Source organism: Pseudomonas sp. CFBP 13719, from assembly GCF_014842095.1.
Classification (GTDB): Bacteria; Pseudomonadota; Gammaproteobacteria; order Pseudomonadales; family Pseudomonadaceae; genus Aquipseudomonas.
Genome location: NZ_JACYVB010000002.1, coordinates 511,747 through 525,632 on the forward strand (window position 1 = coordinate 511,747; position 13,886 = coordinate 525,632).

At 53.4% G+C, this 13,886-nt stretch carries 8 protein-coding genes; all 8 read left to right on the forward strand.

The annotated features are described in order from the left end of the window. Window positions 1-3 precede the first annotated feature (3 nt). Window positions 4-1,320, forward strand: coding sequence for a hypothetical protein (locus IFT57_RS07890; protein WP_192151111.1), 1,317 nt, complete (start codon window positions 4-6; stop codon window positions 1,318-1,320). A 96-nt stretch (window positions 1,321-1,416) separates the two neighbouring features. Further along, on the forward strand, window positions 1,417-2,760 hold the full coding sequence (locus IFT57_RS07895; protein WP_192151113.1) for a hypothetical protein: 1,344 nt from the start codon (window positions 1,417-1,419) through the stop codon (window positions 2,758-2,760). After that, entirely contained in the window at window positions 2,757-4,070 is a 1,314-nt protein-coding gene (locus IFT57_RS07900) for a hypothetical protein (protein WP_192151115.1), read from the forward strand. The genes IFT57_RS07895 and IFT57_RS07900 overlap by 4 nt, the downstream gene beginning before the upstream one ends. Then, a complete protein-coding gene (locus IFT57_RS07905) occupies window positions 4,067-5,437 on the forward strand; it encodes a hypothetical protein (protein WP_192151117.1) in 1,371 nt (456 codons plus the stop codon). Before IFT57_RS07900 ends, IFT57_RS07905 begins: the two co-directional genes overlap by 4 nt. A 146-nt stretch (window positions 5,438-5,583) precedes the next feature. Next, window positions 5,584-10,947: a hypothetical protein gene (locus IFT57_RS07910; protein WP_192151119.1), complete on the forward strand. Its 5,364-nt coding sequence runs from the start codon at window positions 5,584-5,586 to the stop codon at window positions 10,945-10,947. Window positions 10,948-11,100: 153 nt separating this feature from the next. Next, entirely contained in the window at window positions 11,101-11,784 is a 684-nt protein-coding gene (locus IFT57_RS07915; RefSeq protein WP_192151121.1) for a hypothetical protein, read from the forward strand. 302 nt (window positions 11,785-12,086) lie between these two features. After that, window positions 12,087-12,410, forward strand: a complete 324-nt coding sequence (locus tag IFT57_RS07920; protein ID WP_122531019.1) for a DUF7740 domain-containing protein — start codon at window positions 12,087-12,089, stop codon at window positions 12,408-12,410. Between the two features lie 212 nt (window positions 12,411-12,622). Then, window positions 12,623-13,789 carry a hypothetical protein gene (locus IFT57_RS07925; RefSeq protein ID WP_192151123.1) on the forward strand — a complete coding sequence of 389 codons (1,167 nt, stop codon included), beginning with the start codon at window positions 12,623-12,625 and terminating at the stop codon, window positions 13,787-13,789. Window positions 13,790-13,886 lie beyond the last annotated feature (97 nt).

The window sequence follows — 13,886 nt, forward strand, 5'->3', positions numbered from 1 at the left end:
AGTATGCGCAACTCGGCTGAAAAAGATGCATTGATGGGCGATTTTTCCGCAATCGTCCAGGCCTGGCAGGCTGTAGTGGACAACACACGCCCAAACCCCTTCGATCAGGTTTTTGATAGCATCCAGGGGCTTGAGCCCACCATCTTCGAGCCTCTGCAACAACTCTCAGCGCAAGCCCAGAAATTGCTACTGCGCTACAAGGTCATGCATGGCAGTTTGTTCGACATTAACTTGGACTTTGGCCATGTCGGGTTCGAGAGCGTTGCGGCGATTGCTTTGCTATGCGATACCCCTTTGCTAGGTGAAGTCGTTGAGTACCTGTACGAGGATTTGAGCTCAGAAGACCTGCGCGAAGTGAAGCGTGAATTTCGAGACAATTGCTTCTACCCGGTCTACATGGCCAACAAGGACTTCATCCCTCCACTGCCAGTGCATTACATCCAGTTCGGTGGCGCCACCGCCTACTGTTTTCTGTACCCCACAACCAGCGAGCGGGTTGGGGCTCGCATGTGTGAGTTGGTCAAAAGCGGCCTGCTGCGTGCCGATGCGGTCAGTTCAATGGTTGACCTGCTTTCCGAATCCGAGATTGAAACTGAATACCTGACACCGGAAGATTTTCGGGATTTCATGGAGGTTCATCTCAACGAGGTGCCTCGTGAGCCATTTTCGCAGCTGCGCCAGCACATTTTCGGAACGGATGACGTTACAGCCACCGAAAGCTCGTATCGCCTGCACCGCGCCCTGAAAGGCATTTTCATGCCCAATTTCAAGCTCAAGGCAAACAATGGATCCCTGGAGGATTTCGCCCAGCTGATTCGAACGAATAAAGAATATTCAGACCGGTTCTTGATGCAAGAAATGGTGTCGGCCTTGAGGGTTCATATTGCTGAGTTCGATTCAGGGCAAGCTCTGGAGCATGATAACGGTGTTGAGATTGCCGGCCAGCTCGCGCAATTATTCAAAGGCCTGGCCTTCACGGACTCAGATACCTCGCTGATCATTCTCATGGCGGTCAAAAACTCATACGCGGGTGCTGCCTATGACGCTGTGACCAAAGACTCAGCGGTTGGGGCTGTCGAGATGGCCCGAGAACTCTTTCGTCACCGAGCCTTGCTGCCAGGTAAGATCAATGGTCGGGTCGATCTTGCGGTGTCCTATGGGCTTTGGCAATCCATGTCCCCTGAAGCCCTGGATCACTCGCTCAAGCAGGACAGTGGCAAAATTGTGATGTACAAAATGAGCGGGGATCGCAAGTTTCTGAATGGGATCGAGGATAGGCGATTGCTCGACGATACCCTCGGGGCAGATCTTGGGTTATGATTTGGGAATGCGCGGCACAAACCGCCCACCCCTCCTTTTGCCTAGAATTGCCCAGCCCGCACACCCTAAACTAGAGTCATATCGTTAGGGGGAAGCATGCACAACAGTGAAGAACACAGAAATCTGATGTGCGAGTTCGAGTGCATGGGCAAGGCCCGCATTGATGAGCTCGCCCAGCTGGATAGAAATGCAAATGTCGGTAAAGCCGGCACTATTCAGGGGCTGAACCCTGAAAACTATGACCGACTGAAGGCCGTGGCCGAGCGCGCCCAAAACCTGATCCTTGAATACCGAGCCTTGCATGGCAGCGTGGAGGGCCTTCGCAAGCATGTGATCGATCACATGCGCCTGAATCTCTACCAAGATCAAGACGTCATGCCCAGGGTGGCTGCGTATGCGCTGAGCGCAGGAACTACCAATCTTGCAGCGGTGATCGAGCTTCTGAACGAAGACTTGTCTATCTACGAAGTTTTCGACATCCGCATGGCCTACCAGGAACGATGCCACGACAAGATTGAAAAAGATCATAGCTCGTTATTTCATCCGCCCTTGCCTGCACAATTCATTCTTAATGGCGGTCATGAAGCCTACAAGGCGCTCTACCCGGCATTGTTGCCCTCGGCCTGCTTTCAGATTATTGACGCTGCCAAGTCTGGCGAGCTTCTTGGCAACCGTTTTCATGACCTGGTTGCTTTGCTCAAAAACGAGAATGACGTCGGAGAGGAATGGGCGAAGAAGGTCACTGATGACGTCGCCTACCTGATCGGTCAACGCCCAGTGGATCCGCTGATGGATCTGCGCCTAGAGATCACCGGATCTAAAATCCCTTCGAACCGCGAGTGCTCCCAACGGTTGCACCATGCCATCGCCAGCATAATGTCCCCCAATGGCTTGCCAGCGCATGAGGGTACGATGGAGGACTATGCCAAGATTATCCGTGACAATGAATTCTACTACGACAAGCTGCTGGTTCAGGATCTGACCGAGCAGATCAAAAGAGAGGTTGATGAAAACGAGGACAACCCCTCCCAGGACTTTGATTATGGGGTCGAGTCTTTCATGCGCCTTTCTGCATTCCTGAAAGCCCTGCGGCTCAGCGATGCCGAGCTCTCAGTGGTCGCGCTCATGGCAGTTCAGGAAATTAGCCTGGGTAGTGCGTATGACCTAGCCCTTGAGAATCCGGCTGTTGGGGCTATCTCCATGTCGAAGTTGCTGTTCAAAAGGCACTCGCAAGTCAAGGAGGGGATCGAAACGGACGTCAAGAAAAGCATCGCATTCGGGTTATGGCAAGCCATGAGCCAGTTTGCCATGGGTCAGGCTCTTCAGCATGACGCCGGCAAATACGTGATGTACAAAATCACCAACAACCCGCAGCTCTTGAATGGCCTCAAGAACAAAAAGCTGCTGGACGAAGCTTTCGGGGCGGATCTCGGGTTATGAATAGCGACACAATGCATCAAGACATCGAGCTTGAGAAAACCCGTATGGGTCTGATCAGTACCAGTCACCAGGTCATGGCCTGGCTAGCAGAGACCAAGGGTAAGACGTTGCCAGAATTGGCCATCACTAAGATGATCAGCCACGCACAGGCTTGCGCAAACTGGCTGATCGATTCTGTGGGCTTTGCTGATTTTGACGATTGGCTGGATGCCCTATCTGAAGACGATCGGGACGAATTCGAATCAGCCATACTCCCGTTCGTTCTGCTGATCGATCATGCTCGCACTTACGGGGTCTATGAGATGGTGGGCGAGTCGCTCAAGGGTAAGTCTTTTTGTGACAAATTCCCGATGAGTCTGACCGAGGAGCTACGCAGCATCCTCAAGTTGACAGCCATGCGCTATCAAGACCTTGAGGGAGTGACTGGCTCAGCTGCTGAGATCCTGCTGCCCAAGCTGATCGATGAAGACAGCCGAATCATGCTTCACCCCGAGCTGCACGTGGACATCAACGGCCTCGCGAAGCTGGAGTTGTACCGCCAGATCATCACCTGCACCTTTACAGGCTGGATCCCTGAAGAACGCGGAGTGCGCGCATTGAACGCGCTGGGCAGCAAAGTTGATGAAGGCCTTGCTGCCAGGCTCATTGAGAGGGTCGCCAATCACGTGATCTTCACCTCCCCCTCCAAGTGCCCCAGCATGCGCCTGAAGCTTACAGGCTCAATGAAAGTCACTCAGGACGAATGCAGCCAGCGAATGGCCATTGTGATGGGCGCTATCGCTGGCAACCTCGAAAACCCCCAGATCCCATTTTTGGTCGAAGCAGTCGACCTGTGCCCCGAGTACCGTCAGCACGTCATGCGAGACGATATGTTCGACGCGATCAAACAGATGATCAACAACCACAAGCCCGAAGTGACTGTCACTTCGGTATGTAAAGGTTTGGCCCAAGCCTGTCAAGCTTTGAAGCTTGACCAGTACGACATCAACTACCTGCTCTTCAAAGCCATGGGCAGTCACACCAACGGCAAAATCCGCGATCTTGAGAAAGTGCCTGCCGCTGTAGGTCTTCGCCCCCTACTTGCGCTTGCTACCAGTCGCAATTACAACACCATCGTTGCGGATGTCCTTCCCCGGCTGACCTGCGAATTGCTCAAGATCAGTGATCGAACGATTGTGATGGAGGCGGCTGGAGCCGATGACAAGATCAAAGGGTTTATGTATAAATTGACTCAGGATCTTCAATTCTTGAAGGATGTGAAGGACAGCAAGACCCTCGACAACTGTTTTGGCGGCGATCTAGGCTTATGAATACTCTCCACACCCTGAATAAATTGTCACAGGCAGCGCCTTCTGCTGGCTGGTCAGCCCCTGTCACGCTGACCAAAAACATGATCGATCGTTATCGCCAAAAGCAATTGGTGATCGATCAGGCAAGTCGCAGAATCGACATCAATAATCCAGATTTCCCTGACTCTTCGCTGGCATTTCTCCTCAAAGCCCAGGACGAAGGCTGGCTCAACCGGCAAGATCTGAAAGAAAGGCTCATCGAGAGGTTCTATCCGGGCCTGGAGCAGTTGGAAGAAGCCCAGCGTCAGGCTGAAACCGAGGAGTTCGACACCCCAGACTACCGGGACGACGTGGCTAAGCTTGCCTATGGCAAGATCCTGGCAGGGGCCGCTTGCTCCAGTGAGTCGGACAAAAGCAAGATTCTGAGCTTGATTAAGGAAGCCGTGGGCGGCAGTCACATCGATATCATCAATCTGCAGTCTGCCCTCGTTGATCTACGTGGGACTGATCACACTCCGCTGTCTTTGCTCGATCTGCCATTGGCCGAGCAAGCCTACCGAGATTACAGAGAGCTTTTTGAAATCAAAGAGCCCGTCCTGCGCGAGATCATTGCAGCAGATAGAGCGCCTGAATTCAAAATGGTGCTGGAAATGCTTGAGAGCGCACAATTGCGCGATCAGGTGAACAACCTCATCGACAACGTCGGTGAAAGGCCGCTTGCTGACAGCAAGGCCATTCGCCAATACCTCTATGACCGAGGGCACAGCACGCTTGATGAGGACGTCTACTCTCGCCTTCTGGGTGCTGTGGAGAAGATGGATGAGGATTACCCCTTCACGGTAGATGAGCAAGACATTCCTGAGGGCTTCTTTGATCGCTATGGCGATCAGATTTGGTACGAGACTATTGAGGCCCTCCAGAAATCCAACTTCACCATGAATCGCCTGGGCGAGGCAGACAGGCAGGCTGCGATCAGGGCATTAAGCAATAGCCTGGTAATCTTGTTCAAGCATCACAGCTTCTACCCAGCGTTGATGGCTAAGACCCTGGGCCGTAACCTCGCCTCGCTTAACCGGTACCGCCAGCAAGAGCAGCCAGACCTTCGCACCGCTCTGTCGGCAATGGTCGACTTCCTCGGATGCCAATGCTACTCGGTGACTGGCGATGACCTGGTAGACTCTGGCATCGGCGTAATGGGGAAACTCAAACCCTTTCTGGCCATCAGAGCAATGCACCGAACCTTCAATATCAAGGATATTGAGCGTGCTCTGAAAGACGATGGTCAGCGCATTCTGTTTTATCGTGCAGCATCCAACACCCTCTACCTGCGCCAGCTTGAAAACAAGCGTTTCGGTGACCAATTAATGGGGCAAGACCTGGGCCTGTAAAGCGGATGCGTCGTTCGCGGCGCCCGAAATTCGAGTTGTACGTCAATTGTTACAAAAGTCGTTAATTCGTTGACCCTGCCACCGCATGACGTCAATATATGACTAATCTCATGTTATACCTTTGACCTTACAATTCGGAACATCTCATGAAAAAGCTACTGCCCTTTGCTGGGCTCTGCCTGCTCGCCTTCATGTCCTCCAGCGAAGCTGGCATCAGGTTGCAGCACTATGTTCCAGAGCTCAAAGGCATGGCGAAGCCAGTCTCAGACCCTGCTGAGAAGCTTGATGCCTTCATTTTCACGCCCAATGGGTTGACCTGCAACCTGCCCTCTCGTGACGGCTATTGCAGAGTCCCCATGCTCTGGATGACCACCAAGAGCCAGCAGGTTTCCTTGTGGCGCCAGGATGGCGATCAGAATATTCGTGTGGCCTACGCCTACGATGGCCAGAATGACGCGTATCTGACGTTGGGCAAGTCGCTCACCTACCGCTTGCATGATGGCCCTACTGCCAGTCAAAGGTTGCTTGATTCGGTCAGTCTTACCGCTCTTTGGGATGACGCATGGGTCAATAACCCACCCCCGGCAGGAGAGCTAACCGCTGCGAATTCCGGGGCTTGCGACCTGTATTCTGGCGAACCATCCTGCGATGTGGTTTTGAATTGGTCTGCCACCAATGTAACTTCTGCCTCCGTGTGGCAGCGTACCTCCAGCGGCTTGACCCCCATGATCAAGAATGTGAAAGCAGGCTCGGTCACCGGTTACGGTTATGAATTCCCAGCTATCTACGAATTGCGCGAAGGTGGCGAGTCAACCGGCACCTTGCTTTCCTCGGTCATGACGCAAGGCAAGCGACCTGTGAGCGCCGGAACCCTGAGCTTGCCAGATGGCGACACCTGCCTGGCCATGGGCAAGAATACAACGTGCCAAATTCGCGTACAGTGGAGTACTAACGACATCAGCCGCCTATGGATCAGGGACAAGCCCTATTCCAATGCACGTCTGAGCGGTCAGTCCATGGTAACTATCGCGCCTGGAAGTTCAATCGTCGACCTGCGCGCAAGCAGCAGTGGGGCCGGAAAGATTCTTTACCGAAAGTCCATCAAGGCAGTCCAGTCCGACTATTCCGCCAGCTTTAACCTTGTAGACCCGACTGCATGCGCCATTCTTTACTCCAAAGACACCTGCACGCAATCCATCTACTTCAAGACCGATGCGCCCACCAGCACGGTTTGGGACGAAAACGGCCAAGCTGTTTCCACGAACAAAGAGGGCACCTTTCCATCATCGGCTACAGAGTATGGTGTGGCTTACACCCTGCGCGAAGGGAATGACTTCAGCAACCCACCCCTGGCTTCGTTCATCTCTCAAGGCATTAAACAAACCTTTACCGGATCTTTGGTCACAAACGGCCCTACCCAGTGCACATTCAACTACCAACGCGGCACTTGCAGCCTGAAGCTTGATTACACGGCAACCGATGGCGCATCAATCTGGAACTCCCATACCTCAAACCTTGAGGGCGGAGGTTCGACAGGGGGTGTGGTGACGGTGGGGGTGAGCAACTACGATGGGGCTGCACAAACCAAGAACAGCTTCGATCTGCGCTTTCATGGCGCTCAGACGCCACAGCTATCAAACCCATGGCTAGATACCAAAGAGCTGACGGGGGTGCGTCCTGCACACACTGGATCGCTCAAGGCGAGCGCCACAACCTGCAACATGATCTATTCGAGAAACGATTGCGGTCTGCCTGTTACCCCTACATCAACCTCACCCTTGGTGACGTTGTGGCGCGATGATAATGGCCAGAAAGTCTGGTCTGGGGCTCCAGGCAGTTTGATCTCACTAATCATCCCATCAGGCACCCGGAACTACTCGCTGCGTGAAGGCGATGATGTGCGCAATGATGCGTTGGCAGCCGTTACCTTAACCGCCAATCGACCTACCTACTTCCAGCGACTCGCCGCGCCCACTGGTGAATGCACCACCAGCATCTATAACGGCACCTGCAATGTAACAGTCAATTCTGCCGGCAATACTTCTGCCAGGATTTGGTACAAGGCCAGCAATTCTTCATCCCTTATTGCCTCGGCTACGGGCAGTACTTCATTCACAGCTTCACTGCCTCTTTCAGCCAACAAACGCCAAGATCAAATCTGGGATGTTCAAGTCCGCATGGGCGCCACGGTTTCTGGCGAGCTTCTTGATGAAATGCAGGTCGTAGCCCACCCCAACGCGCCACACACCTTTAAGCTGGTACAGTCCATTACTGGAAGTCCGGAGGCCGGGTTCTGCCAGGCCTATGAAAGCTCTGATTCGTGCGTTGGCATCTGGGCACCTAAATGGGAGTCCTCAGCCGCTACCGTTACCGCCTGCCTGTACGATAAGGCGACAGGTGCCTTGAAAGCATCTAAAGTCACCACAGACAAGACCTTCAGCGTCAACGTGACTCACCCAAAAGCTTCTCGCTTCGAACAGCACTTCTATGAAGGCAACACGGCGTGCGGTACCGATGAGGCCCTGCTAAAGGTCGTTGACCTGCCGTGGGTCAAGGTGATTGATGCTGACAAGTACCCTTTCAGCTTTGAAAATCCAACCTACAGCTGTGAGATTTACTACACCGGGATTGGCTCTTGCTCCCTGACCGCCGCCATCATTACCGACAGCGTCCCTTCCGGGCAGACCACTTACCCAGTCGTCTATCTGAAGTACACCAATGGGGGTACAAACTCTGGGGTCTTCTCCCTCAGCGCCGCACGTACCAACTACACCGTTGTGGCCAAGGAGGGAATCAAAGACCAAGTCGTGGAACTGCGTGTGCGCAAAGGCGGTGTGATTGCCGAGGATGACCCGGTGCTGGACACCATGGTGCTCAACCACACCAATGCCAATGTCGTGGGTAATGCATTCGCGGCAACCACCAGGCCACCCTCTTCGGTCTACTACAACACCAGCTATGTCGATGGGGCATTATCAAATACTGTCTACCTCAAGCGGCTTGCCAATGGTAACAAATGGGCAGCACCTGAACCTTGCCTTGTAAACGCAGAAAGCACTGCCTGCACCCTTTACTTCTGGCTCAATTCAGGCCCTACCGGTAGCTCGGTCGTTTCTCTGTTCATTGATGGTGTCTACAAAACCCGATCCAATAGCAACTCCACGACAACAGGTTATTCCCTGTCCCTGGGCGACCATTCCATCGAGCTTCGTGAGGGTTCTGGGGAAGAGAGCAAAGCCAACAAGCTTCTTGATGGCTACACACTGAAGGTCAAGCGGCCAGATTCAAGCTATTTTGGCTCAATGACCCTGCCGTCACCTATCCCCTCACCTACTTTCTACAACAATACGACTCAGTTTGACTTTGCATTCACCGCCAACAGCTCAGGCTACGTTTACAACCGCAACACCGGAGCGCTGATTTGCATTAACACGAGCCCGGTCGCCCCCTCGGAGAGTGCTACCGTATCGAGAAGCTGTGCGATTGATCTGCGAGAGGGTAATTACATTTTTGATCTTTACTCTGAGAGGACAACATCTAGCCCCACGAACGTGCTCATGGACAGCAAATCCTTCACCATCGCGCGCAGGCAAAATGGTGCTGAGATCACACCATCGCCCAGCTATGCCAGTACATATGACACATGCAAACTCCCCTTCAATCAGAATTACGATAGCTGCCGGTTGTTTTTCATGCAAAAACTTCAGAACGGTGATCTGAACAAGACCTCAGCCATGGCCTGCGCTTACGACGCGGACAAGCAGCTAACAGGGCAAACGGCGCTTCCTTACCAGTCTGCTAGTACCCTTAGCTCCATTTTGGTGAAGCGCGGCAGTATCGCTGTAATGGTCATCGACGGAGCGGCATGCCCGGCAACGGTGATCTCAGACCCATCGTTGATCCTGGCTTCCTGGCCTGTCAGGCTTGCCGAAACCGTCCCGAATGGCACGATCGACATCACTGGGGCCCAAGTGCAAGCAACGAGCGGGAACCAGTACACCTGCACGCGCCGCTATTTCAATGATACCTGCGCCTTCAATGTGAACTATGAGACGTTCCCAAAGGCTGATGCTGGTGCCTCTTACCTGCCAACCAACACCGTTCTTTACCGCAACAGCGTTTTGTTGGGCGTGAGCACTTTGAGTTCTGAGTCCTATACCGTCTCTTCAACCCTCGCAGTCTCTGAAAAGCAGCACGCTTTCCAGAGTGTTGCCTGCAAGATTTCGAGCAGCAAATCCACTGCCAATTGCCCTGTTACCGCAGAAACATTGATGGGCTCGGTTTCAATTCAGGAAAAAGTCCCTGATTACACTGGAACCATCGAATTGCCTGCTGGGGACTTCTGCGAGGCCCAGTACTCAGCGACCGACTGCCCGCTTGCAATCAACGTCTCCAGTGATAGCGGTTACGTCAGCCTCTACCGGGACGGCGTCCGGGTCGGCGTTGGGGCAGTGAATACTATCGCCAAAAGCCTGGCGCTACCCGTCAAGGCGGATGGGATCAAAACCAAGCTTTCTCTGTACGACGGCACAAACAATTCCGATGGTCGTTTGCTGAAAGAGGTAGAGGTCTGGGCCAAGCAGCAAGATCCGAATGAATTCCGGTTCGGCAGGATTATCGCTGAGGGCTATAGCCAAACCAACGATTCGATATGCTATATCTCGTCGCTCATTGTTGGGGAAACAAGCCGCAACTGTGAGTTCCAGATGACCTACTCAGGAGATGCTTCTCGTAAGAGCATCAAGGCCAATACTCCGTCTAAAGATTCCTTGGAGCAAACCACCGTGTCGGGCAGCGGTACCCTGACAGGATCTCATGTGGCGTCACGAATCATTGATTCTAGCCAGCGCCACTTGAGCGGTCTGGGCGGAACTACCCTTCGGGCTGATCGTGAGGGACAGACGTTTTACCTGCACGTATCAGAAGCAATAAAGCATGGCCAAACTGCTTTTGGTGGATTGTATGCAACCAAGCCCACCGGGCAGGGTTTCACACCTGGCTTTTCAATAGGCAGCTATAGCCGCCTTCAACAATGCTCAGGCCTGTATAATCAAAACTGCACGTACTATGACAGTGGATCAAACTATCTGAATGTCTACAGTGCGCCTATGGCCATCGATGGTATCAGCCTGAGCGCCCCAACCTATTGCGGCGGAAGTAACACCAGCGGTTACAATTGTGGACGCATCCCCTTCAACACTCTGTCGGCGACCATCCCACAGAGCGGCCAGCGTGTATTCGGCTTCAAGACAGATGCCGAGGCCTTAACCCGGAAGGTTTTCTACCGGGTCACAGGCTTTACGGAGTCTCAAAAGGTGCAGCTCATCGATCCCTCTATCAGCACTGTAGGTATCTCAAGGACGTTAAACCTTGATGGCCAGTGGCATGTTATGGATATGACCAACAACCGCTTGGCGGGTGGCTCCGAGGTGTTGTTTACCTTCACCAACCAGGGTGCTGCGGCTACTGCCAGTGTTGCCTTTTTCTTGGAAACCGAACCAAAGCCCTAAACTTCAGGGTCAGCCCTCTCGCTGGAGGGGGTACAGCAATCCTCGCTACCCATTTTATGGCGGGGATCACCGTCCCGGCGCTAAGGCTTTTGCGCGGTTGAAAAAAGCCTGGCTCCAGCCCTACGATGAAAGAAAAGAGATTGGATTAACAACATGAGAAAGCTGACTGAACGCAGGATGGCCCTGCTGCTCAAGGACACCCACGTTCTGGATGAATCGGGATCTCCGCTGATGGTTTACCGTGGTGAACACGGGGCTATCAACGAGAAGAAACCAGGCTTCCAGAGCATCCTGGGGTCACTGTCCTTTGGGAGTCAGAACGCTGCCTGCATGTACGCAGAACACCCTAACGATAGCCGTATAGTGCCGGAATCGCCCAGGGTGTATCCCGCCTACCTGATCATCAAAAAACCCTTTGTGACAGATGCAGATGACCCATTCGTGGATTTCAGCCACCTTGAGAAACAGCTGGGTGTAGACGTGGCCATCAAATTTTTCACCAAGTTTGCGGGCCATGCCGAGAATACCAATAATTGGGCGGATGAGATCAATGAGTCCAATGAGTTCAGTGGGGTTGGTGATTTCCTCAGGCAGCATCCCGAGCGTGGCGGCGAACTTTACGCCAACCTGTGGCCTTTCCTGGATGATCAGGAATTCATCGAACTGCTGAAAGCCAAGGGCTTTGACGGCGCCATCTATGCAGGTAGCGGCGAAACTATGCTGGAGGCCGAATACCGGGTCTTTGATGAGTCCAGCGTCATCTACGCCCTGTCCCGAGAGATCTCGCTCGATCCAGCCCTTCAGCGCCAACACGAGTCTGAAGGACTAGCCGCCTGATCGGCGAAGTAGCGACTCCCCCCCTCCTCCACAAACAACAAGGGCTACCTCTTGGGCAGCCCCATTCCAACCTTCTTTGCCCCTGGATCTTCAGTGGTGCTCTTAACCTGCTGACGATTTGGCCCAGGCGCCTACATACCTATCGTATTCTCTGCCGACCCCTGAAGTCCAATAAACCACTCAGAACTAGCTTGGGCGGTACCATTCCTGGCTATTGAAGCAAAGGCGCCGTCGTCGATTGAGCTTTCTCGCCAAGGGGTGGAGGGTTATCATCCCGGCTCCCATGATTCGGATGTACCGAAATGCGCTTTCTCGATGCCACCCTCTGCATAGCCCTGGCTTCCCAGATCCACGGCACAGACGAGGCTATCAGGAGGACAGCACGCTCATGCGCAGCGAAGATGACCAGCCAACGGGACAGAAGGTTGATCATGGGCATCGTCAACAGCAAAAAACCCACCCTGCACGTCGCTGTGATGCTCCAGCAGATGCCCGACTACATCTTACAGATGAATCTGAATGGCAAGCCGCCGATGGCCTTCAAAACTTCCAAATCCCTGACCATGAGTGATCCCGAGCCTTCGGTATCGGCAATGTCTCCTCTGGCTGCATTTCTCAAGCGGTAGACAAGGCGAAGCATCAATCTTGGGCCTCAGCCCATCATGAGTCTAGCTGGGGTGGCAAGGCGACTATTTGCTCGGATCGGTGAGCAAATGGTGGTGGCGCAGACTATCCTTCAGGCCGGCAAAACAACACGCCTAAATGGCGACACTGCCGTATAGAAGCGTTACGATGCAGGCATTTGATTGCCCTCTCACCATTGAATCAAGAGGTCTCTATGTACGCCACCGATCGCCTGAAATTCTCGCCCTATGCCCCTGTGCGCAACCAGAAAGAGTTCTGGTGGAAATATTCAACGGACGCGGCTCGCGCAGGCATGGTTTTGAAGGATGGGCGGGTTGCGGACAATCTTATGGTCAGAATTCAAGAAGATCTGGTTGATTCAACCATAGCCCCATTGTTGAGGCAGCTTAAGCAGGAATTCCCGGATCCAGCAGAATGCGGTCACATTGCTGGCAAGGTTTTTGCCAAGTTGGCAGAAATGCGCCATTGGGTACCCCTAGCGGCGCAGTTTATCAATTGCGGTCGGCAGATCTTCGATCTCACGGATGAGGTTGTCGAGATGCTGGAGCACACCGATTTTGGCGATTGCACACTCGAAGGTTTGAACCTGCCCTACGAGGCGTTCTTCGTTCGTTTTGGAAAGCGTGAGGCTATTCACCTTCCTTTCGATGATGAGCAGGGCGATGAATACCTAGATGGTGCATTCATTGCTAAAACACCGTATGACGAGCAAGGTAATCTGCGCTTGAAATTCGGTTTCTCGACATGCAAGAAAGGCGGTGAAGGCGTCATGCTGCCTGGTTACTTTCTCGATTTCACGCCACAGGAACAGGCTATGCCAGTAGCGTTGGCCATTGAACATGCTATCGCACGTCGATCCAGTAGCTTTATGGATAAACCTGATGATGACGATATAGCGAAGGCGATCAACTCTCATCGACGTGGTGAAATTGAAGATGGCGGCGAAATTCTGAAGCAGGCTTCCAGTCTGATCGTGAATGCCTTGTTCTACCTGGAGTCGCTGGGTACTCAGCGCAGTCCTGAGCCAAGCCGAGATGCCCCTACGCAGTACACGGTGCGATGGGAACAAGCCAACCCTGTGCAGCGGGAGAAGTTGAAGTCACGATTGCTGTCAGAGGGCTATACAACCGTATACCTGCTTGGTCGAGAATTCTCCTCCTCCAGCTCGGCTGCCCAGGGAGGCGTGCGCCGAACCCATTGGCGCCGGGGCCACTGGCGACGCCAACATCACGGTGCCGGGAACAGTCTTATCAGACGCAAATGGATTAAGCCGCAAATAATTGGTGCCGGCTCCGAAGATGAAATAAAAGGCCACATCTATGCTGTGGGAAACACTGAATCCCCCGACACACGGCACTGATTTTATAGGGATTGCTGCCATTGCTCGCCTGTAGCTGCAGTCCCATCGCTACCTGATCCAAGGCGAGCATCACCCTACCATGAGCGACCCTAGCAAC